This is a genomic window from Paenibacillus sp. 453mf (assembly GCF_900116105.1).
In the GTDB taxonomy this organism is placed as follows: Bacteria; Bacillota; Bacilli; order Paenibacillales; family Paenibacillaceae; genus Paenibacillus; species Paenibacillus provencensis.
Genome location: NZ_FPAC01000001.1, coordinates 1,909,353 through 1,931,013 on the forward strand (window position 1 = coordinate 1,909,353; position 21,661 = coordinate 1,931,013).

The window sequence follows — 21,661 nt, forward strand, 5'->3', positions numbered from 1 at the left end:
CTTTCGTATTGTTTGTAATCAAGCTGCCGCCTCCCTATACAAAAATGTTTGTAGACTACAAGTGCTTGAGTAAAAATTCCTTCCAGTAATAGCGCATCTCTGCCGTTTCCATATGTCCCGATCCCGTCTCCATATGCTGCCAATGCTCAGGATACCCTGCCTTCTCATATGCTTCATGCAGGCCTTCAGCCAGCAGCATCACTCCTTCGTACGGGCATAGACGATCATCCCTCCCATTCAAGCTCAGTCTGGGGCGCGGGACGATCCTTTCCTGAATGGAAAGTGTTGTGAAATGCTTAAGCAGCCCGGGAACATAGGAGTAAAATCCGTGATGATCAAGGCCCCTCTTCTGAATCAAGGTATGGGCATCCACCTGACCACAAATATCGACGATCACCTTGATTCGAACATCCAGTGCCGCAAGCCACCACGCCATAAGGGCTCCCATAGACATGCCGATGGTACCGATGCGGCTTGCGTCTACATCCACTCGTGTGCAAATATAGTCAATCAAGCATTGATTATCACGAAGCATTCTGCCCCACAGCACTTCTCCCCGCCACAGCATTTCTTTGACAAGCTCGCTTTCTGTTCTGCCTGAGCGCTCATTGAATCCGCGCATATCCATACAGCAGGCGGCATATCCCATAGAGGTCAGTGTCTTGGCAAAGGAAGGCTGCTGCAGATAATGGCTGCTCGTTACAAATTCCTTGCGCCCTCCAGCATAGTTGCCGCCATGGGAATGGTTGAATATAACCATAGGAAACGGGCCTTCCTGTAGTAGCGGCAAGGCGAAGGATACAGCGACCTGCTCCATTCCATACAGCTCTAATCCTACCGTCTGCAGTAGATAGCCTTCCTTCTCTTCTTCTGCCAGCAGGCGCGAATTCGTTACTCCCCCTTCAGGCAAGTCGCCCAACAGCTGCCACAGTGGATCCACTGGTGATGACTTCATACCGGATTCTCCTGTGAAGGTAATACTGTTACTTCCTGAATGAGTTCTTCGGTTCTGCCCACATTCCTGGACTCACAGCCCTCAAGTTTAACGGCTTCTCCATTCTCAACGTAAAAAGCCGGTCCTTGATGATTCTCGATGGTCACATGCCGGAACCGAACATCCCTTACGTTCCCGAGGAAGAACCCGCGATTGTTCATTTCCTCAACACCTGCCATCATGGCAGGGACAGCCGGTGCTGCATTTTCAGCCATGGAAATATCAATCTGATCAAATGTAATTTCAGAGACATACTGCTCTGCCAGACCATAGATAAATCCGGCTGCTGCGTGAACGTTACGGGCGGTAATCCCTGAGAAATGAATCCGTCGAAATCGTGGAGTTTCCATCGTTACAGGATAGGGATTTTTGTCCCAAACATATTTGTCTGTGCCGCGAGGACCGCAGAAGTAATACAGATTTAATATGAATGGACAGATCACATCCTCCATAACGATATTGCTTACGCGAATATCTTCAACTGTACCGCCCCGCCCCCGTCTTGACTTGAGACGAATTCCCCGATCCGTATGCTTGAATACACAGTTTGTAATCACCACATTACGCACATCACCGCTCATCTCGCTGCCAATAACGACAGCTCCATGTCCGTGCACCATGGTACAGTTCGTGATTGTGATGTTCTCGCATGGAAATCTGTCTGCGGTATCCTCCGTGCCTGCTTTGATGGCAATACAATCATCGCCTACATCGATGTGGCAATTGCTGATTCTGACGTTCGAACAGGATTCGGGATTAATGCCGTCCGTATTCGGTGAATCGGCTGGATTAAGAATGGAGAGATTATCGATGGTTACGTCATGACATAGGATCGGATTCACGGTCCAGCTTGGCGAGTTGATTAGCTGCACATCCTTGATCGTTACTCGGTGGCAGCTGTCAAAGCTGATCAGCTTCGGTCTTGGATACGTCAGCTCTTCCGGACGATTCCTTTGCTTATCCCACCATTCCGCACCATTTCCTTCGATCCGGCCTGTGCCCGAGATCATTACATTCTCCAGCTGCTCACCATAAATACAGGAAGCGTGTACCTTCCGTTTAACACCTTCCCAGCGGGAGGTAACCACCGGATAATCCTCCGGTTTATCACTGAAGGATAGTTCAGCACCTGGACTTAAATACAAATGGATATTGCTTCTTAGAATGACTGCTCCAGTAGCATAGGTACCCGCAGGAATTACTACCGTTCCCCCACCTGCTGCTTCTGCAGCAGCTATAGCAGCAGCAATGGCCTTCGTTGACAGCTCACTGCTGTTTTTTCTTGCTCCGTAATTATCAATGTTATAGATGGTCATTGCTGGGCTCCTCTCGTTACAGACATACTTGACTCTCCTGTCTGTGCCAGCTCTTCATATTCAGCACAAGCTAAGAGGAATGCACCAAGTCCCTTCTGATCATTCGTAATAATGGGCTCGCTAATGTAATAAGCATAGGTGCCGTCACGACGGTCTGCGCCTCCGAGGCCTGCCACTTGACAAGTCTTGTTGAGGTTCAGCCAGCCTTCCTTGGTTTCTAATATAAATTCAGTAATGAGTCCCTTAAGAGCCCGGTGCAGCGGGTTGTTCCATTCGGAACCGAGAATCTCCAATCGTATTCCCTTCGCCATCGCGTAGGTGAACATGCTGGAAGCCGAGGCTTCCAAATAATTGCCTTTACGATCAGACTCATTAAGAACCTGGTACCATACTCCGGATGCATCGTCCTGAAAGTCTGCAACTGCCGTAAGCGTATCCTTGAATATCCGTTCAAGCTCGTTATAATCAGCATGATCCCTAGGCAAAATTTCAAGAACATCTGCTATAGCCATGAGGAACCAGCCTAGTGATCTGCCCCAGAAATTCGGTGATAATCCGGTATCAGGATCGCACCATGGCTGTACACGTTTCTCATCCCAAGCGTGAAATAATAACCCGGTTCTTTCGTCTCTCGTGTGCTTCTCGCATAGAATGAACTGCTTCGTTACATCACTAAGATCCCCCTCAGACTCGAAAGTGAGCAAATATTCCAAGTAGAACGGGGACCCCATATATAAGCCATCCAGCCAGATTTGATAAGGATATATTTCTTTATGCCAAAAAGCCCCCTCGGAAGTCCGGGGATGCGTCAGCAGCTGGTTCCGTAATGTTGAGGCGGCATGTTTGTATTTATCATCACCCGTCTCCTTATATAGGACATAAAGAAGCTTGCCGTTATTCAAGTGATCAATGTTATGCTCGTCTTGTCGATAGCCCCGAATCGATCCATCCTCCTGAATGAAGTGATCCATATTGCTCTTAATGTAGTTGAAATACTGCTGATCACCTGTAGTTCGCCACAAATGTTCAAAGCCTTTGAGAATAACTCCGTAATCATAGGACCACTTCTCGTTGTATCCTTTATCTTCATACAGCCTTGGTGTCCGTTCCATAATGGACTGTGCCATTCTCACTGCCCAGCTGATCTCGCTCATGCGCTGTCATCCTCCTATAAAAGTAGATTCCTTCATGATAGATAAGCCGCTCCGAGAATCAAATCGACCCTGTTGAAGAACGGAGCGGCCTTAATTAGTTAGTGAGTCATAAATCTAGTAAGATTAGCCCCTTAATGAGCATCTTGATTGATGGTCGTATAATCCCTCTGAGATTTTAGCGAGCTATTATTGACCGTGAACTGCCTGGTAAGCAGCTTCGTATTCAGTAATAATTTGATCACCGCCTGCTTTTCTCCAGCTGCTGACAGCTTCATTAAACTGATCAAGGTTAATTTTGCCTAGAATATATTTGTAAGTCGCATCCGTAATCGTTTTTTGCAGCTCAGATCCTTGTGATGAGAAGGTAGCTGATTCGAGCGAATACAGAGGGTTCAGCACCGCAAACGTTGAATTCTCCTCGATCAAACGGTCCGATTCCTTCTTCAGTGGATCGTTGTCATGGATTTCATAGCCTGTTTCGTTAGGACGGGAGGATGCGAATGGCTGAACCTCTTGCTGCCACAATTCGGTGTTGGTAATCGTTACCGCTTTTTCTTCGTTCACCGTGTAATGCGTTCCTTCAATACCGTAGGTCATCAGCGTGTATACTTCCTCGGACATGAGATCATCCATAAACTGCAGGAGACGTTTGAGCTCAGCTTCGTCCTTGACTTCCGATTTAGGAAATGCCAGCAATCCTCCAACCCCATTGGATATAGACCAGATTGCCCGATCGGCTTCATTGCCTGTCGATGTAATGTCATTTACAAGCGTAAGCTCCATATCGTCCTGAACGCCCTTGGCCATATTGAGCAGGTTCTTACTGTCAAATAGAGCACCTACATAAATACCGGCTTTACCTTGAGCAAAATTTTGCTGCTGATCTGTCTTCGCTGTTACAGCGAAGTCTTGATTGATGTAACCGTTCTCATAAAGCTCTTTCATGTAATCCATCGTTTTCACATAGCCCTCAGTTTCGAACTCAGGAGTTACCTTGCCATCCTCCCCTACACTCCATACACTTGGTGTGCCAAAATAGGAGCTCAAGGTCTTGAATGCGCCATAGATAAGATCACTGCGGTCCATAAAGCCAGTAGTATCCTTCACTCCATTCCCGTCGGGATCCTGCTCTGTGAAGGCTTTTGCCACCTCCATTAATTCATCCGTCGTCTTAGGAACCTCTAGTCCTAATTTATCCAGCCAATCCTTCCGAATAACGACACCATTTCTAGCTACTTGCTTCTGCATTGGAATTCCGTAGAGCTTGCCTTCAATGGATGCAGAATTGCGCATATCTTCTGAAATGGTGGCTAAATTCGGATATTCATCCAGGTAAGGACCGACTTCCCAGAACACATTCGCTTTGAGCGCGTTGCGAACAGCCGAGTTCTCCATGAGTGTAATCGTTACAATATCAGCCAGGGAATCGGAAGCAAGCGATGTATTAAGACGCTCTTCCTTCGATGCATCCGGAATCCAGGAGAATTCAATGTTGGCATTCGTTGCCTCTTCAATTTTGTTCAGTACGGTATCGGTTGGTGGAGAAGCCGTATGCAGAATATTCAGCCATGTAATATTTGTTTTGCCATCTGCATCAACGGACGGCTCTGAAGAACCGGACGTGTCTCCTCCGCAAGCACTAAGCACAAGTCCACCCGCAAGAGTAAGCGCTAACAATTTAGATAATTGTTTTTGTTTCATGTACATATCCCCTTTTTATATATGATAAAAAAAGATTAATACACACCGTCTTCTCCAAACTTTTTGGCCAGCTTGTTGGCAATGATGACGAGAATGAGTCCTACCAGCCCTTTAAACAAACCTACTGTGGTACTAAAGCTGAGTTGTCCATTCTTTAGACCGGCAGTATAAACATAGGTATCAAAGATTTCTCCGACTTCCCGATTAAGGGAGTTCAGGAGCAGAAACATATGCTCAAATCCCAGCTCAAGCGTGTTGCCGATCTTAAGAATGAGCAGTGTAATAATGACGGGGCGAATAGCCGGCAATGTAACGTGCCAAATTTTGCGAAGCCTGCTCGCGCCATCCATCTCAGCCGCTTCATAGAGCTGAGTATCCACTACTGTAATGGCTGCCAGATAGATAATTGTAGACCAACCGATCTCTTTCCAGATGATTTGACCGATGTACATGGGTCGAAGCCATTCCGGTGAAGTCAAGAAACTAATCTTCTGACCGCCTAGTGCAGCAATGATCTCATTCACAACTCCGCCGTCCACATTAAGAAATACATATGTAATGGAGACGATGATCACCCATGACATGAAATGCGGAATGTAAATAATCGTTTGGATGGAGCTCTTAAACAGCTTGTGTCTGACTTCGTTCAGCATAAGTGCAAGTATAATAGGTAATGGAAAGAAGACGACAAGCTCAAGTGCAAATAGAATTAATGTGTTGCTGAGGAGCATGGCGAATGTCGGTTCAGTGAACAACCTGATGAAATGCTTGAATCCGACCCATGGACTCCCTTGAATGCCAAGATAGGGCTGATAATCCTGGAAGGAAATAATGAGCCCGCCCATTGGCAAGTACTTGAATACAACAAAGAACAAAAATCCGGGTAAAATCATTAAATACAGCAGTTTGTATTTCTTCAAAAAATGAAAGGGTTGAAACATCTCTTTTTTCTTACGTGTGCCCACCTGATATGAAACGGCCGGGGTATCTGCTTCCTTCAATCGCTGTCGACCTCCTTGAAAAGTACTTCTTCAACATTCATGATGCTTGAATCGGTTGTTCGAAGCCAAGCATACCCTCTTATGATCCGTTACGTATATAATCATCAGCTATATTCGCCGCTGGAATGCAGGTTTATCAGGGATCAATGTAGCTCATGATCATTATTTAATATCAGGATTATCGGTGTGCGGAATGTCTTTTTACCGTGAAATTAAAGCCGTAGGACATGATTATATACGGAATTTTATCTCCTTGATAAGGTGTATATATCTCAATATTACTTACACCCGAAATAGAAGGAGGTCCTCATCCTATGGCTGCAACTGCCAAGAAACCCGCCTATAAAAAAGAGTCGCTTGGAAACCGAATATTCAATGTAGTCAATTACACGCTGCTTGCACTGATCGCTCTGGCTTGTCTGCTTCCCTTCATTAATGTACTCGCAAGCTCATTTGCATCTACGCAGGAGTTGGTTGAGAAGAAGATCGTATTATTCCCAACGACGTTTTCCTTGGATGCATACAAGTACATCTTCTCGACCTCGACGATCTTCCAAGGTCTTGCGGTATCGATCGGTACAACGATCGTGGGAACGGCTGTGAGTATGCTCCTGACTGCACTGATGGCTTATGGCTTGTCCCGAAAATATTTATATGGAAGAAGCTTCATCAACTTTATTGTTGTGTTCTCCATGCTGTTTAGCGGCGGGATGATCCCTACCTTTCTGGTCGTCAAAGCGGTCGGCCTGATTGATTCGTATTGGTCGTTGATCCTGCCAGTCGCTATCAATGCTTTCAACCTGATCATTATGAGAAACTTCTTCCAAGCACTGCCGGATAGTCTTGAAGAGTCTGCCAAGATTGACGGAGCGAATGATTTCCGAATTCTTGGGAGCATTATGCTGCCGCTCGCCCTTCCGTCGATTGCTACACTGTCCTTGTTCTATGGGGTTACGTACTGGAATACTTATACGAATGCTATTTTATACCTGACAGATTCGGACAAATGGCCTTTGCAGGTCCTTCTGAGACAAATCGTTATCGTCTCCAGCGGCATGGAAGGCGACAGCTCTGCAGTGGATATTATCCCGCCTGCACAGACCATCAAGATGGCCGTCATTGTAGTTGCTACACTTCCTATGCTGATTGCCTATCCGTTCGTACAGAAGCATTTTACAAAAGGGGCATTGCTTGGGGCGGTAAAAGGATAGATAAAGTAAAAGCAAAGAAGTTCGGCTTATGCGCATCATTTTCATGCTCGCGCTCTCCGAACTTCTTTTGTTTGACACAAGCCTAAATAGTCATGCCTGTAGCTTCATTTTTCGATAAGCCCCGGGTGTCACATGCTCTTTCTTGCGAAAGGATCTAATAAAATTTTGAGGGTTCTGATACTGTAACCGCTCGGCAATATCCTTAATGGTCATGTCCGTATCCACCAGCCATTTTCTTGCGATATCCAATCGATAGTTCATCAGGTATTCCGTAAATGTCATGCCGTATTCCTTCTTGAAGATGCTGCTTAGATAGTTAGGACTGTAGTGCAGTCTTTCACTGATGGATTCCAGCGACAGTTCCTGGTCGTATTCAGCCCGGATGATGGATGCTATACGATCGGCGATCGACCTGAATTGGTGGTTTGTCTTCTCCTTCATGCATTTAGCCATGGGCAGTATTACTTCATCCACCAGAATGCGTTCAATCTCCTCCGGATTGCGTATATTCAATAAGCGGTGGTACAAATCAGCGTTATCCGGCGTTAGCAATACTTCAGCGCCTATGTGCTGTTCAAGTTGAATCAAGTTATTTACGAAACGCATCAATGTTACTTCCAGATTCATCGGGTTCTTGCTGTGCTTCATCATATCAGCGAGCAGTGGATACAGTGCACGAAGAACGGCTCCTTCATCACCCAGCCGAATTGCATCAAATAGCTGCGTCTCATGCACTGCTGGATAATGAAGAACCATAGGGCCTGAGATGACCGTCGAAATATCATCAAAGAAGATAATGGACTCTTTTCCTAAATTAAGTCTCTGATGAAGGGCCTCTATGCTCATCTCACAAGCTTCACAGCTCTTTAGGAGGTCGTTATAACACTGACTTACACCGATACTGACAGGCAGTCTCAAATATTCCCTTGAGGATCGTATAATCTGCTTGGCATATGTCATGATTTTTTTACGGATCTCCTGATCGCTATCACCCTCGAACATTAGAATCGTTGCTTGAGTTCGCTCATTCTTAACAACAGGAAGCAGTCTCCCTTCCTGAGGGACAATATCCTGCACCAGATTGTTCACCGCGAGCAGCAACACGTCTTTATCAGAGAGCTGTTTGTCATGGTAACGGTCCATTTGAACAAGCATGGTCACAAATACGGTGTTTTCTTGGATTCGATACCCGAAACGTAACAGACTGCGCCAAGCCTCTTCAGATGTTAGACGGTTATGCAGCAAATTAAGAACAAACTGTGTTTGCAGCTTCGGTTTCTCAGCCTCCATTAAATGCTCCAGACTTTCCTTCTCTGACACGATCGAATCAATTGATCTGATGATCCAGTCTACCTCATCCTTCATCATTGGTTCAGAGCTATTAGCTAAGCTGCGCTGAATCTTGCGAATCGGCTTAGACAAATATACGGACAAGAAGTAAGCGATGATAAAAATTAGTATCATAATGATTAAACCCATGACAACGATACCGATTCGTGTAGCAGACATCGCTTCACTAACCGCCTTATCATCCAGCAGCGTAACAAAAGTCCAGTTATTATACGAGGATTTCGCATAAATCACATTCACTTCTGCCTCCCCCGGGATCGCTAACTTCCCTGTTTGCGGCCGATTGGCGGTTGAATCCATGATCTGTCTGATTTGGGAATCACTCAGCTGAGGGTGTTCCGTGTCCGCAGAATACAGAAGCTCGCCTTGCTTGTTCAGGATATAAACAGGTGTATTGGGTTGTGACTGGAGCGTGTTATTGAGCGTCTTTAACGATATCGATGAGAGTGCGATCGCTTGCTTGTTGTTCGAGAATACAGGCAGGGTATGTACAAATTGCATTCCGTCCTCAGTTTTTACCCAGAACAGATCCTCGCTTTGTTCGTTTATATATTTATTGTACAGTTCATTTTTTTCTTCTTCTGTTAATCGAGATAAGGAACCATTCGTAATGCTCCAGTCTTGCTTAAGGCTGATTAGAGAGTACTGAACCCCATCCAGCCCGAGTGAGGCGATGTAATTAAGCTGGGAGTTTACCTCCTGATAGGTTTGGAATTCCTGCTCTGTGAGCGGGTTGTTGATAACATCTGTGAAGGATTTGGTTGTACTGTACGTGTTAAAAGCATATTCAATCGTCTGGATCTTCTGTTCAAGTGTATTACGAATTTGTGATATCAGGCTCTGCTGACTGTCTCCGATCCGATCAACGACTGAATTTGTAGTCGACACATAAATATAACTGCCAAAGGATATCACGAGTCCCAAGCTCAGGATGAGAATAGGAATGAATATATTATAGAATGTCTTGCTCTTTCCCATTATTTCCTCTCCCTTAACCCCAGAGATTCTTTTTACATTAATTTCAATTATAGCGCTTTCATATCAATTTCGACAAACCTTTTTCCTCGGACTGCTGAAAATTAAGACTTCCAGGAGCAAAATCTATGATCTAGGCATATGCTGAAAAAAATATGTTAGCGAAATGAATGGGAGGAACAGCAGCTTATGAAGACCAATCCAGTCTTGCAATCTCCATCCCTCAATTTAAGCGGGGATTCCAATGCCGTCACTACTTACAAGAGAGATGCGCATAATTACATTACACAGATGTTTGCAGAGCAAATGCCTGCCATCGAAACCGGTTTTTTCAGTGCACATATGAGTAAGAATATTATAATTCAGCCGCACTGGCACACGAACGTAAATGAACTGGTGTATGTCATTAGCGGAGAAGTCGTAACCTCCGTGTTCGACCCTTTCACCCAAAAACTTATGTCTTATCGGCTAAAGCCCGGTCAAGTCTCCATGTTTCCTAAAGGATGGTTCCACTGGATCGTGTCCATGAAGGATAATACACATATCCTTACGATATTTGATGAACCTACACCTGACATCGTATACGGTTCTGATTTCCTACGGTTCACACCCAAAGAGATTATGAAGCTCGCTTACTGTGTGAATGAAGAAGAATATGCGGAAGCTGTCGCACCTATTCAAGAATCGGTTATTCTCGGTCCACCACCTGGCTGTAAAAAAACAAAGAGCAGCACACAAGGAAAGAACATCACCCATCGTACTGTGAATCAATCACAAGAAATGCTTGCACAGGGGAATAACATTCCTGCCCAAGGTGTTTTTCATCAAACAAGTTATGGTCCTCAGGGGTATTCGGACGATGATTACGAATGGGTAAAGGCCAGTCCATATCATTATTATTATCCACATGGTTCTTCGCACTATCAGCCGTAATCATTCGTAATCATCCAGAACCTTCACAACCGACATCAACCGCTCTTTCATTACCCGTAATACGGTGTGAAGCTGCGGTTTTTATAATTCCATTTGCACTGAGTCCAAGGTAATAAATAATTATAATGAGCTTATAGTCTAGATTCTTTCATCTAAATTCAGTAGAGTATTGATGTTGATACTACTGGAGAAGGAGCATCCCATCCCATTATGAAGCAAAATAAGTATGATGAATCGTCTTTTTTCAACGAATACAGCCGTATGCCCCGCTCTACAGGCGGATTGGAGGCAGCTGGGGAATGGCCTGAACTCAGAAGAATGCTGCCGAACCTTAAGGATAAATCAGTGCTTGATCTCGGTTGTGGTTATGGCTGGCACTGCCGCTATGCAGTGGAGCAAGGAGCTAAATCTGTGCTTGGCATTGATATCTCGGAGAAGATGCTGGAACGTGCAAGAGGTCTGACAGATCATCAGCATATTGAATATAGAAGAGTTGCGATCGAAGATCTGAATGTGGATGACGAATCTTTTGAAGTGGTGATCAGCTCGCTGGCCATACACTATATTGGAGACTTTGAATCCCTAGGCCATAAAGTACATAGAATCCTGACTCCCGGTGGCCATTTTGTTTTCTCCGTGGAGCATCCGATGTTTACAGCACTGGAAGCACAAGATTTCTATTACGATACCACAGGCACTAAATTACACTGGCCTGTAGACAACTACCACCTGGAGGGTGTACGTGAAGCTGATTTTCTAGGTCATGCCGTTATGAAATATCACCGCACCGTTTCCACCTACGTAAATGGACTCTTGTCTGCAGGTTTTCGGCTGACTCAAATATCTGAGCTGAAGCCGACAGCAGAGATGCTAAGCTCCAATCCAGCATATGAAGAAGAGCTACGAAGACCAATGTTTATGTTGATCTCTGCAGTTAAGGAATGGTGAAAATACATAGGAAAGGACCTCATATCTTCAATTAAAGTAAGAAATGAGGTCCTGATGTGTAAGTTGAATTATACTTTAAGTATTCCCGTACAAATTAATTTAAATGAACTTTAATAACACTTCCGGATTGTGCAGTTACGCTTCCAGCGGCTTCGTTTGGTTCTACACTCTTCACTGCATCAATACCAGCCGGAATCAATACAGGAGTAATCACCGGGTATCCTGCAGCCTGAATTGCGGCCATGTCAAACTCGATCAGAAGCTGACCTGCTTTTACTTCATCCCCTGTGCTGACATGAGCTTTGAAGCCTTCACCCTTCATTGAAACGGTGTTTACACCGATGTGGATAAGCACTTGTACTCCCGTTGTGTGCTCCAGAATAACGGCATGCTTGCTCTTCTCAATCAAATGAGCTACTTTGCCGTCAAACGGTGCTACAACCTTACCTTCTGTCGGCTCAATGGCTACACCTTCACCCATGGCCTTCGAAGCAAATGCTTCGTCTGGAACATTCGCAAGTGGAACTACCGTTCCTGTCAGCGGGGCTGCAATATCAAGAACATCCATTTTTTCTGCGGCCTTGCCTTTTAACCATTTAAACATCGAATCTCCTCCAATAACAAAACATTCATTTGTATATATTATATTTAGGTAAAAATCTCTCCGTCATTCATCATAACATAATTCCGAAAAACGTTCGAAAACAAATCCTGTCTTTATCATGAATTTTTCTTATAGTCATTGTAATCATTTCCAGATCAAGTGTAATGATTTCATTTACGGCTATCTCATACTCAAGCTGTGCTTGTTATTTGTGATAAGGAGCATAGTTCACCTTGTCTGCTAGGAAGCGACCGTCCTTATATTTGTACTCAATCTTTACATCTCCCGAAAAAGTAACGGTACTTGCCGAAGCCCCAAGACGAGCGGTAAGCTTTCCATTTTCGATGAAATAATAGACGACTGCACCGAAGCCAAGCTTAGAATAGAAATAATCCGGAGGATGTCCTGTATATTCCTCAAGTGTGTGCTTTATTTCCTCTTGTCCGTTTATTTTCACAGACACAGTGACCTGTCCATCCTGCGTTGTAATAGAGGAATCAATCCATTCGTTAGTAATTTCCTCGTAGGACTGAATAGAAATTTCCTTCAGTGTTTCCAGATCTACAGTATGGACTTCCTGCTGCATGAGTCCTGTCCCGTATCCCAATGTATTGATGACTGCAAATTCTGCCCGCTCGTCATTCGTGAGATCTTCTACATGAATAACAGGCTTGTAGCTCCAGTCCCACATTCCTTCCCATTCCATAAAAGGATGAGACTTTCCATTAACTATAAGGTTCATTCCTTCAACGTGATCATACTTATTCACCTGTGCCGCTTGTAATTGAATTTCTTCATGCCGGGGAGCAGTCATTGTGTAGTATTGGTTCGTGGTGAGATATAAGATTCGGTCCATCTTATCAAACCGCATTTCTGTGTCTGAGATCTCGCTCAGGAATGCAGCAGGCACCATTACGCGATGATTGATTAATTGAACCTCTTCTTTTAGATGGTACACATCCCCTGCATATGAAATCTTCGTTACACCCGGCTCGAGGGAAAGGAATTGTCCGTTCATCTGCACTGTAGCTGTCTTGTTTGTATTATTCCACTTGATTTGAACTTCCGACAGCTTATGAAGCATGGTGATTGGAACCATAATCGTACCCTGCTCAACATAAGAAGAAGTTGCCAAGCTTACTGGTTCGTCATCAATAAACACTTGTATCGAATTGTTAGCCTCTGCTAATGCCTCATGATGGGGAAATACGTGAACAGTAGACAGTAATGCAGTGATCATTCCCGTTAGGGTGATCCGTTTCCAGTTCATCAGTCCGCCTTCTTTCATTATAGAGGTACGGGGCTTCGACATATATGGATCATATTCTCTTCCCTCTAATTAAACCATTTTAGGAAAAGCTATTCTGTTGGTCAATGCTCATTGTAGAATTACCACCGATTCAAGGCTCGCATAAGCTTGAGAGCATGATAATTATGGATTTAAACATATTAAGTGTTATGTTAACTGAATCAATTTCATACTACCTTTAGTTGCTTAAATCAAGAGTATATATAGTTTCATATCCATAAAAAAATCAGCCGACCTGGTCAAGGCTGCACTCCTCCTTAGTCTTCTTTATCCAGGAGTAAGCCGTCAACGGTTCGACTGAAATTATGTTTCGACTGCTGTGTTGTCCCTCACTGATCTGCTTCTGCAGGCTCCTCATCACTTCGATACTCCAAAATATCTCCTGGCTGACACTCTAACGCCTTACATATCGCCTCCAGCGTCGTTAGTCGAATCGCCTTGGCCTTTCCATTTTTTAATATGGAAAGATTGGCCATCGTTATCCCGATTCGCTCGGAGAGCTCGGTAACACTCATTTTTCTCTTCGCCAGCATTACATCAATATTTATTATTATGGCCATGATATTCCACCTCAGATGATTAGGTCATTTTCAGATTTGATCTCGATCGCCTCTTGCATAAGCTTCTGAAGAACTGCGGCGAATACGGCAACCACCAGGGAAGCAAAAATTAATACCAAACCAATGATGATCACACCTGGCGCGTCGTCTTTCTCAGCCAACAGATAGATGAATGGCAAATTGATCACATATAGAATGCTTATTGAGAAAGCACAGATTTTTATCAACTTTAATGCATTAACTGCTATTATCGAGAATGCCTTGTTCTTGTCAATGTAGCTAAGCAGCCGCATCGCTTGATAGAGCCCAATACAGAAAGGGATCACTGACACATACATAATAATCACGATCGGATATAGAATATGTGCAAATTCTGGATTCACTGGATTACTTACCAACCAAGGCAGACCAACAATACATAATGCAAGCACTGGGATTCCGATAAGAAAAACAGCTGCTTTTAAAAATAATGTTGAACCTCGTTTCATACAAACACCTCACCAAATTTTTATCTTATTGAATCTAACATAACATTTATCGTTTTACAATAAATTTTTATCCTAATTTATTATATAATTATCGTAAATGAATTATTGTTTAATTTTAACCCGTCCTTATTCCGTATTTTAATTATTGATACATGTACATGTTGATTTGGTTGGAATGTGCTAGATACGAATTTTTTATTGTTATGAATTTTTCATATGTTGAAATAAATAGATTATGAAATTCAGAGGTTGTTCTATTGGGAAGTCATTCTGTTATTGAACCTTTTCACACAAAAAAACCGCTCCTCTATGCAAGGAAACGGTTTAGTTAAATATCATTTATTTTGATTTGTAATGATCTCCCAACGATTCTCGTACTTCTCCAAATTTGGATGCAGCTCTCTTGGCGTATCATTCAAGATTAATCGAACCTTCTTTATCCATTCTTCGAAGAAGGAATAAGAAGCAAACAGGTTGGCATAGAGTGGCGAGATGTACAGAAAATATGGTGCAGGATAATGCTCCGTTAAATGCCGCAGTGCAGCCTCCATCGGTGTATACTTTTTACGCTTGCCCTCCCAGCCTTCAACCATTATGAGTCTGTGATTTGACTGCTCACGCTTCCAATCATGCAGCCGATCCTCTCTCTTATAGAAGGGCTGTGTACTGTGCTTCAGCATGCGCTTAATGGTGGCATCGTGAAGGGGATAGAGAACCAGCTTCTTGAACTTTTTGGCTTCTGTTATATCTAACGCGTTTACCAGCTCCCTGTCCTCTATTCCGTCAAAGTCATCATAATAGATCAGGGTTCCTTTGGTCTCGTCCTCCTTTGGTTCATATCCGTATGGAACGGAATAGACTTCCCTTGCCATTGCTTCCCCTCCCTTCTACAGTTATATCGTTATTTTAAACCAATATCGAGCAGCTCAGTCATGTAGTGAAGAATAGTCTATACATGGATCGTTCCTCTCCATTTCTCGATCAGCTTGGCCATCCGAAACAGCAGTGCTATGAACAAAAGATAGAATACAAGCTGGATTAAAGTAAATATGAATATAACCGTTAACATCGTGTCATTCATATTAAATGCCAAGGGATACATAATCATGAGAAGGGCTTGAAGGCCGAGCAATCAGAGTCATTGATGTAAGGAACAGCATGAATAGCAATAAGATCGTGCTGTTTAACGAGGGAACGAGTTGTTAATATTGTGTGGCATGGTGCATTTGATATAAGACCTTTCCCCATATTGAAAAAAGGCCCGCTGACAGTCAGCGGGCCTTATCTATTCTACCAGATCGATATGATTTTAGTATGCCATCCATCCAGCATCTGCACTAATTACAGTTCCGTTCACGAAGCTGGCATCATCGGATGCGAGGAACAACGCGACTTGTGCGATCTCTGCTGGTTTACCGATACGTGGATTGATTGCCAGTCCCGCTTGGGAGCGACCCATGCCATACTGACTAACGCCCGTCATGGAAGCGCTGATATTCGTTTCTACTCCACCTGGAGCAATAGCCACACATCTGATTCCTTCTTTGGCATACATGAAGCCTGTATTCTTCGTGATGCCAACAACGGCATGCTTGGAAGCCGTATATGCAGCACCTGCACGAGCACCTTGAAGTCCGCCAGCTGATGCGATGTTGATGATAACACCACTTTGCTTCTCCATGAAGATTGGTAACACTTTGCGTGTCGCACGCATTACGCTCGTTGTGTTAATAGCGAAGATACGCTCCCATCTCTCATCTTCAACCTCACCAGCCGGTTCAAAGTTGTCCATAATTCCGGCATTGTTCACCAGAATATCTACAGTACCGTATTTCTCAACCGTTGTATCAATCAGTGTATTAATATCTTCTAGAGAAGCGACGTTCGTCTTGATCGCGAAAGCCTCTCCACCTGCAGCTTTAATCGCTTCAACCGTTGCATTCGCACCTTCTAGATTCAAGTCGGACACGACTACTTTTGCCCCTTCTTGAGCATACAGGATCGCCGTTTCTTTCCCCATACCGGAAGCTGCTCCCGTAATAATAGCTACTTTGTTTTGAAGTTTCATATTGAATTACCTCCTGTATTTTAGAATGCGTTTACATGAATATAACGAACAATTGTTCATTAACTTGTTACAATTATAGTATAATAAATGTGTAAACGATTATTCAATCATCAAAAAATCATTGATTTGTATACTAACATACAATTACATAGCTAGATGTCTATTTACACAATCTATATCTCGCAAGGAGGACAGCAAGATGAACGATAAGCATGATTCTATTGATCGTAGAATTATTAAATCCAAGCAAGCACTGAAGGATGCACTCATTCAACTGATGAAGAGAAAAGAGTTTAAAGAGATTTCGATCACAGACTTGGTACAGGTTGCTAATCTTAACCGGGGCACTTTCTACAAGCATTTTCAGTATAAGGAGGATATATTAGACGAAATATTAGATGACGTCATTCAAGACTTGATTGAATCTTATCGCGATCCCTACTTGCATGTTGAAGTACTGGAAGTGAGAAATATGACATCTGCTGCCGTAAAAGTATTTGATCATGTTTATAAATTCGCTGATTTCTACGTTTTAATCGTTAAGTCAGATAAATTATCGGGATTTCAAAATCGCATATGCAATGTGCTGAAGAATTTAGCTCTGGAAAGCATAGCAGAGCAAAGGCCTCATGCGAAGATTAATCCCGATATCCATGCCAGCTATATTGCTTATTCCATCTTCGGGATCATCATTGAATGGATTAATGGAGGACTTTCATTCAGCCCCGAATATATGTCCGAGCAGCTGCTTGAGATTGTAAGCTTGAGATAAGCAATGACTGGGGTTAATGACAGTAATGGAGCTCAAATAGAAGCTCACACGTTCCACATTTCTTGGACGGGGCTTCTGTTTCAACATGCTATATCAGAGGTAATGACGTACATATTTACGCTGACCAGCGTGCATACTATGTCAAGAATGGAAAGGGTGATTATTGTGACTCACGATAAAACCGATCGCGGAGCTGGCGTGGAACCGATCCCGGATTCTGACGAGAACCATAAGCCTTTTGACGTGCTTGATCAATCCGGTTCCATTACCAAGGCCAACTTGACCGAAGATATACTGGAGGCGCCGGATGAGGAACAAGAAACAAAAAAGCGATAAGCAGGAAGCGCGGGATATATGGCTCTCATCCGCTTATCGACGCAGCTATTCCGCGCTTCATCATTCTCATAAGACACACAAGCCTGCTGACGAATAGCAGGCTTGTGTGTTTTTTTAATATTATGAATATTTATAGCTGAACTCATACTCCCCTGAACCCGCTCTAAGCTCTACCCCTTCAGATGTACTTATGATCTCAAATATCCCTTCCACTTCCTCTACGGAAAGAACGCTCTCCATAAGCTGAGCGAGATTTGCTCCTTCAAGAATAATCTTAGCTTCTGTATTCACAGGGATCTGAATTCGGACTGTTCTATGGCCCTGATCCTCTTGCCATGAGGATTCAATAATTCCATAAGAAGAATCCAGCTTAGCTGAAGCATAATTCAGCTGTCCTGCTGCAAATCGAGGGTTGATCCGTATCTTCTTGTAAGCGATATCCGTATCCTCCATATCCAGACCCGCAAGATACCGATACATCCAATCGCCGATCGCACCATAAGCATAATGATTATAGGAGTTCATGTCATCACTCCAGAACGTGCCGTCGGACTTAATCCCATCCCAATGCTCCCATATCGTTGTGGCCCCTTGCGCAATGGAATACAGCCAAGATGGATAACTGTCCTGCAACAGTAATTTGACCGCTGTCTCATGGTAACCATTTTCAGACAACACAAAGCACAGATAAGGAGTCCCTACAAATCCTGTCGTTAAATGATAATCGTTCTGTACAACCATTCGGTTGAGTTCACTTGCCGTTCTTCTCTTCGTGTCTCCCTCAACGAGGCCAAACATCAGAGCAAGTACATGGGCAGTCTGCATTGGAGCAGCCAGCCGGCCTGCAGGAGTGACAAATTCATTCTGATAAGCTCTTCGCACCTGATACAGCAAATCACTGAATTCCTTCACGTCTTCTGTTCTGCCCAGAACAACAGCCGCGTTCCTAACAAGATCAACAGAATACGCGTAGAAGGATGTTGCAATCAGATCGAGCGGCGTTGCACCCACATAGCTGTTCTCCTTCGCATCAAGAGCAAGCCAGTCGCCGAAATGATGACCTGTATTCCACAAATATTCGTATTCACCTTCACCTCGAATATAATTCACCCAGGCTTTCATACTGTCATACTGCTCTGACAGGAGCCTGATGTCTCCATAGCATTGATATTGGGTCCAAGGACAGATGACAGCCGCATCTCCCCAAGCTGCCGAAGTATCTTGATTCCATTTCAGAATATTCGGAATCGTAAAGGGTACACTTCCGTCTTCCCGCTGATCCGCCGCCAGATCTCGCAGCCATTTCGCGAAGAAGGGGGCCACCTGATAATTAAATGCTGCTGTACGTATAAATACCTGCGCATCACCCGTCCAGCCGAGACGCTCATCCCGCTGTGGACAATCGGTTGGAATATCGACAAAGTTGCCCCGTTGTCCCCAAACGATATTTTGCTGAAGCCGATTCACCCGTTCGTCAGAACAGACGAATTGTCCCGTCTGAACCATATCAGAATGCATAACTTCCCCAGTGAAGCCCTTTATAAGCACCGAATCAGCAAGCTCCTCAAGTCCTAGAATTCGGACATATCTGAATCCCATGAAAGTAAAGGCCGGTGCGTAGTTGTCTTCGCCCTTCCCCCGTGCAGTATATTCTACTAATTGCTTGGCACTACGCAAATTGCCGGTGTAGAAATTCCCTTCCCGATCCAGCACCTCCGCATGATACAGGGTAATCTTTGTTCCTGCATCCAGGTTCATATTAATCCGGATCCGTCCAACCATGTTCTGCCCCATATCAAGCACCGTTTCACCACGGGGAGTATGCAGAACCGACACAGGACGAATCGTTTCCGTTACCTTCACAGGCCAATTTTCTTGTGCTATCAGCGGATTATAAGGCAAATCTATTGGAAAAGCATTCTCCCAAGCGCTATCGTCATATTCATATTTGCTCCACCCCGCGTCTTCAAGTCTTGCATCATAGATTTCCCCATCATATATGCTCGTGTAGCGAATAGGTCCTTCCGATGTCTTCCATGTCTCATCAGTCAGAACAACCTCCTCGCTGCCATCGGCATATTGAACATGCAGCTCAAGAAGTGCTGCGCGATGCGCTCCATAAGCGCTCCGAAATCCCTTCTCCCAGGAGATACGTCCCGAATACCATCCATCGGCTACGCGAATACCGATCCCATTCCCACCTGCATGCAGATAACGGGTCACATCGTATGTTTGGTACTGATGCCGATGATGATAGCTGGTCCAGCCCGGCGCGAGCAGCTCCTCCCCCACTCTTTCACCATTCAAATGCAAGTCGTATAACCCTGCTGCCGTAGCATATACTCGGGCTGATACGATATTTCCCTTCAGCTGGACTGTTTTCCGAAGCAGCGTAACAGGTGGCGAATCAGGCCACTCCTCACTCTGCGGGACAGTCGACCGCTGCATCGGCATAATCCAATCTGCCTGCCATTCATCAAAGTGAAGAAATGCCGTCTCCCACCATCCTATACTGCTCCAATCGGAACAATTGTCTTCCTGATCCCATACCTGAACTCGGTAATAGTAGCGTGTTCTGGACTGGAGAGTGGGACCGGCATATTCAATGTGAAGGGATTGATCCGATTCGACTCTCCCCGTGTCCCATAAAGATAAGCTGAAATCAGCCACATCTGAAACGACAAGCTGATACGCCTGCTGCTTGATCCCTCTTCTCTTTGAAATCAGCTTCCAGCCAAAACGGGGAACGAACTGATCGGCTCCGAGCAAATGCTCACGATACTCACAGGTCACTTGGCTCACTGAGAGTGCTGCTTGTTGATTCATCATGCTCTCCTGCCTTTCTTCTATTTAATCGTAGCTACTTCTAATCCCTTCCCTTGTGTTTTTCCCTCTTTCATTTTACGATGAATGATAGCGCTTTATATAGTGTAATCAGACAAATCATCCTGGCTGATCGGACATTATTGGAGGAGAGTCGATAAGATGAGTGCCAAACGGAGAATTGATTTGATGAGAGGCGAATCTTTTTTTTCACAGGGTTTACCGTTATATCTTAATCGCAGTGTAGAATCTTATGAGTTATCCGAGCATCAGCATGATTTTTTTGAAATCAGCTATGTTGCTGAAGGCAGCGGCACGCATATGCTGAGTGGCATCAGCCTTCCGGTTAAGCAAGGTGATCTCTTTCTCCTGCCTCAAGGTACGTCACATGTCTTCAGACCTCAGGGCATAACAGGCAGACAGCCGCTCATTGTCTACAACTGTATATTGGCAATTGATGAATTTAGACACACGGTGGCTCCCATTCCTGGAAGTGATATGCTGGACTCCCTGTTAACGATGGATGAGTATCGTCAATATTCTGATAAATATGGGGAAGTTCTAATTCTTTTCCAGCAATTACACCGAGAGTATCAAGTAAACCGACTTGGAAGAGAACTTGCCCTGTACAGCGGCATTTTACAGCTGCTCCTACTGATCCATCGAATGGAAACGGCAGAGAATCTTAGAGAAGGTGAAAATTCCATACATCTGGAAGCCGTGCTGAGTGAGCTGCATGAGAGATATAGCTGCCGAATAACCGTGCAGGAGATGGCTCATAAAATGGGGCTCAGCGAGCGGCAATTTCACCGGGTGTTTAAACGCCATATGGGGACGAACATGACCGATTATTTACAAAATGTAAGAATCCATGCGGCAAGGCGCTTGCTTCGTACAACCTCGCAAAAAGTCAGCAACATCGCAGCTGCTGTAAGTTATCAGGATGTGTCTTATTTCAATGCTCTATTTAAGCAAAAGACAGGCTGCACTCCACTTGAGTACCGTCGGATGATCTGAAATCCATCTTAAGCGAAATACAAATACAATCTAGCCGCAAAAAAACAGTGCTTGTACGGACAAAGGTGTCTTCATCCAAGCACTGTTTTATAAGGATCTTC

The 21,661-nt window shown here is 44.3% G+C and carries 19 protein-coding genes; 6 read left to right on the plus strand and 13 right to left on the minus strand.

Going from position 1 to position 21,661, the window contains the following annotated elements:
- Positions 1-55 precede the first annotated feature (55 nt).
- The 5 genes from BM415_RS09135 to BM415_RS09155 form a co-directional block, all read right to left on the minus strand.
- On the minus strand, positions 56-940 hold the full coding sequence (locus BM415_RS09135) for an alpha/beta hydrolase family protein (protein WP_091159155.1): 885 nt from the start codon (positions 938-940) through the stop codon (positions 56-58).
- 11 nt (positions 941-951) lie between these two features.
- Positions 952-2,310: a glycoside hydrolase family 28 protein gene (locus BM415_RS09140; protein ID WP_091157044.1), complete on the minus strand. Its 1,359-nt coding sequence runs from the start codon at positions 2,308-2,310 to the stop codon at positions 952-954.
- Complete coding sequence (locus BM415_RS09145; protein WP_091157045.1) at positions 2,307-3,464, minus strand: glycoside hydrolase family 88/105 protein; 1,158 nt, start codon at positions 3,462-3,464, stop codon at positions 2,307-2,309. The genes BM415_RS09140 and BM415_RS09145 overlap by 4 nt, the downstream gene beginning before the upstream one ends.
- 186 nt (positions 3,465-3,650) lie before the next feature.
- On the minus strand, positions 3,651-5,165 hold the full coding sequence (locus BM415_RS09150) for an extracellular solute-binding protein (protein WP_091157048.1): 1,515 nt from the start codon (positions 5,163-5,165) through the stop codon (positions 3,651-3,653).
- Between the two features lie 35 nt (positions 5,166-5,200).
- A complete protein-coding gene (locus BM415_RS09155; RefSeq protein WP_091159157.1) occupies positions 5,201-6,106 on the minus strand; it encodes an ABC transporter permease in 906 nt (301 codons plus the stop codon).
- 374 nt (positions 6,107-6,480) lie between these two features.
- Between BM415_RS09155 and BM415_RS09160 the strand changes: the two genes are divergently transcribed.
- Positions 6,481-7,377 carry a carbohydrate ABC transporter permease gene (locus BM415_RS09160; RefSeq protein ID WP_091157050.1) on the plus strand — a complete coding sequence of 299 codons (897 nt, stop codon included), beginning with the start codon at positions 6,481-6,483 and terminating at the stop codon, positions 7,375-7,377.
- Between the two features lie 90 nt (positions 7,378-7,467).
- Here the strand turns inward: BM415_RS09160 and BM415_RS09165 are convergent, their stop codons facing one another.
- Entirely contained in the window at positions 7,468-9,705 is a 2,238-nt protein-coding gene (locus tag BM415_RS09165) for an AraC family transcriptional regulator (RefSeq protein ID WP_091157058.1), read from the minus strand.
- A 186-nt stretch (positions 9,706-9,891) separates the two neighbouring features.
- Here BM415_RS09165 and BM415_RS09170 point away from each other — a divergent pair, with 186 nt between their 5' ends.
- Both BM415_RS09170 and BM415_RS09175 read left to right on the plus strand, forming a co-directional pair.
- A complete protein-coding gene (locus BM415_RS09170) occupies positions 9,892-10,635 on the plus strand; it encodes a cupin domain-containing protein (RefSeq protein WP_091157060.1) in 744 nt (247 codons plus the stop codon).
- Between the two features lie 210 nt (positions 10,636-10,845).
- Positions 10,846-11,583: a class I SAM-dependent methyltransferase gene (locus BM415_RS09175; protein WP_091157063.1), complete on the plus strand. Its 738-nt coding sequence runs from the start codon at positions 10,846-10,848 to the stop codon at positions 11,581-11,583.
- Positions 11,584-11,677: 94 nt separating this feature from the next.
- Here the strand turns inward: BM415_RS09175 and BM415_RS09180 are convergent, their stop codons facing one another.
- The 6 genes from BM415_RS09180 to BM415_RS09205 all read right to left on the minus strand — a co-directional run bounded on the left by BM415_RS09180 (position 11,678) and on the right by BM415_RS09205 (position 16,612).
- Complete coding sequence (locus BM415_RS09180) at positions 11,678-12,187, minus strand: PTS sugar transporter subunit IIA (RefSeq protein WP_091157066.1); 510 nt, start codon at positions 12,185-12,187, stop codon at positions 11,678-11,680.
- Between the two features lie 205 nt (positions 12,188-12,392).
- Entirely contained in the window at positions 12,393-13,457 is a 1,065-nt protein-coding gene (locus BM415_RS09185) for a stalk domain-containing protein (RefSeq protein ID WP_170862412.1), read from the minus strand.
- A gap of 368 nt (positions 13,458-13,825) precedes the next feature.
- Complete coding sequence (locus BM415_RS09190; RefSeq protein WP_091157070.1) at positions 13,826-14,056, minus strand: helix-turn-helix domain-containing protein; 231 nt, start codon at positions 14,054-14,056, stop codon at positions 13,826-13,828.
- Between the two features lie 11 nt (positions 14,057-14,067).
- Positions 14,068-14,544 (minus strand): DUF2975 domain-containing protein, encoded by a 477-nt coding sequence (locus tag BM415_RS09195; protein ID WP_091157073.1) that lies wholly within the window; start codon positions 14,542-14,544, stop codon positions 14,068-14,070.
- Positions 14,545-14,879: 335 nt separating this feature from the next.
- The gene (locus BM415_RS09200; protein WP_091157076.1) at positions 14,880-15,416 is read right to left on the minus strand and encodes a hypothetical protein; all 537 of its coding nucleotides are present in this window, start codon (positions 15,414-15,416) and stop codon (positions 14,880-14,882) included.
- Positions 15,417-15,853: 437 nt separating this feature from the next.
- Positions 15,854-16,612, minus strand: coding sequence for an SDR family oxidoreductase (locus tag BM415_RS09205; RefSeq protein WP_091157079.1), 759 nt, complete (start codon positions 16,610-16,612; stop codon positions 15,854-15,856).
- Between the two features lie 199 nt (positions 16,613-16,811).
- Between BM415_RS09205 and BM415_RS09210 the strand changes: the two genes are divergently transcribed.
- Both BM415_RS09210 and BM415_RS25040 read left to right on the plus strand, forming a co-directional pair.
- On the plus strand, positions 16,812-17,384 hold the full coding sequence (locus BM415_RS09210) for a TetR/AcrR family transcriptional regulator (RefSeq protein ID WP_091157081.1): 573 nt from the start codon (positions 16,812-16,814) through the stop codon (positions 17,382-17,384).
- A gap of 165 nt (positions 17,385-17,549) precedes the next feature.
- A complete protein-coding gene (locus tag BM415_RS25040; protein ID WP_170862413.1) occupies positions 17,550-17,720 on the plus strand; it encodes a hypothetical protein in 171 nt (56 codons plus the stop codon).
- 120 nt (positions 17,721-17,840) lie between these two features.
- Here BM415_RS25040 and BM415_RS09220 read toward each other — a convergent pair whose 3' ends face one another.
- Positions 17,841-20,549 (minus strand): alpha-L-rhamnosidase, encoded by a 2,709-nt coding sequence (locus tag BM415_RS09220; RefSeq protein ID WP_244533196.1) that lies wholly within the window; start codon positions 20,547-20,549, stop codon positions 17,841-17,843.
- A 156-nt stretch (positions 20,550-20,705) separates the two neighbouring features.
- On the opposite strand from BM415_RS09220, the gene BM415_RS09225 reads away from it, so the two are divergent.
- On the plus strand, positions 20,706-21,560 hold the full coding sequence (locus tag BM415_RS09225) for an AraC family transcriptional regulator (protein ID WP_091157087.1): 855 nt from the start codon (positions 20,706-20,708) through the stop codon (positions 21,558-21,560).
- The last annotated feature ends 101 nt before the right edge of the window (positions 21,561-21,661 follow it).

What these genes read in the sequence shown, in the direction of transcription:
- BM415_RS09140 (WP_091157044.1), bottom strand. Translation starts at nt 2,310, where the DNA reads ATGACCATCTATAACATTGATAATTACGGAGCAAGAAAAAACAGCAGT.
- BM415_RS09145 (WP_091157045.1), bottom strand. Translation starts at nt 3,464, where the DNA reads ATGAGCGAGATCAGCTGGGCAGTGAGAATGGCACAGTCCATTATGGAA.
- BM415_RS09150 (WP_091157048.1), bottom strand. Translation starts at nt 5,165, where the DNA reads ATGAAACAAAAACAATTATCTAAATTGTTAGCGCTTACTCTTGCGGGT.
- BM415_RS09155 (WP_091159157.1), bottom strand. Translation starts at nt 6,106, where the DNA reads ATGTTTCAACCCTTTCATTTTTTGAAGAAATACAAACTGCTGTATTTA.
- BM415_RS09160 (WP_091157050.1), top strand. Translation starts at nt 6,481, where the DNA reads ATGGCTGCAACTGCCAAGAAACCCGCCTATAAAAAAGAGTCGCTTGGA.
- BM415_RS09165 (WP_091157058.1), bottom strand. Translation starts at nt 9,705, where the DNA reads ATGGGAAAGAGCAAGACATTCTATAATATATTCATTCCTATTCTCATC.
- BM415_RS09170 (WP_091157060.1), top strand. Translation starts at nt 9,892, where the DNA reads ATGAAGACCAATCCAGTCTTGCAATCTCCATCCCTCAATTTAAGCGGG.
- BM415_RS09175 (WP_091157063.1), top strand. Translation starts at nt 10,846, where the DNA reads ATGAAGCAAAATAAGTATGATGAATCGTCTTTTTTCAACGAATACAGC.
- BM415_RS09180 (WP_091157066.1), bottom strand. Translation starts at nt 12,187, where the DNA reads ATGTTTAAATGGTTAAAAGGCAAGGCCGCAGAAAAAATGGATGTTCTT.
- BM415_RS09185 (WP_170862412.1), bottom strand. Translation starts at nt 13,457, where the DNA reads ATGAACTGGAAACGGATCACCCTAACGGGAATGATCACTGCATTACTG.
- BM415_RS09190 (WP_091157070.1), bottom strand. Translation starts at nt 14,056, where the DNA reads ATGGCCATAATAATAAATATTGATGTAATGCTGGCGAAGAGAAAAATG.
- BM415_RS09195 (WP_091157073.1), bottom strand. Translation starts at nt 14,544, where the DNA reads ATGAAACGAGGTTCAACATTATTTTTAAAAGCAGCTGTTTTTCTTATC.
- BM415_RS09200 (WP_091157076.1), bottom strand. Translation starts at nt 15,416, where the DNA reads ATGGCAAGGGAAGTCTATTCCGTTCCATACGGATATGAACCAAAGGAG.
- BM415_RS09205 (WP_091157079.1), bottom strand. Translation starts at nt 16,612, where the DNA reads ATGAAACTTCAAAACAAAGTAGCTATTATTACGGGAGCAGCTTCCGGT.
- BM415_RS09210 (WP_091157081.1), top strand. Translation starts at nt 16,812, where the DNA reads ATGAACGATAAGCATGATTCTATTGATCGTAGAATTATTAAATCCAAG.
- BM415_RS09220 (WP_244533196.1), bottom strand. Translation starts at nt 20,549, where the DNA reads ATGATGAATCAACAAGCAGCACTCTCAGTGAGCCAAGTGACCTGTGAG.
- BM415_RS09225 (WP_091157087.1), top strand. Translation starts at nt 20,706, where the DNA reads ATGAGTGCCAAACGGAGAATTGATTTGATGAGAGGCGAATCTTTTTTT.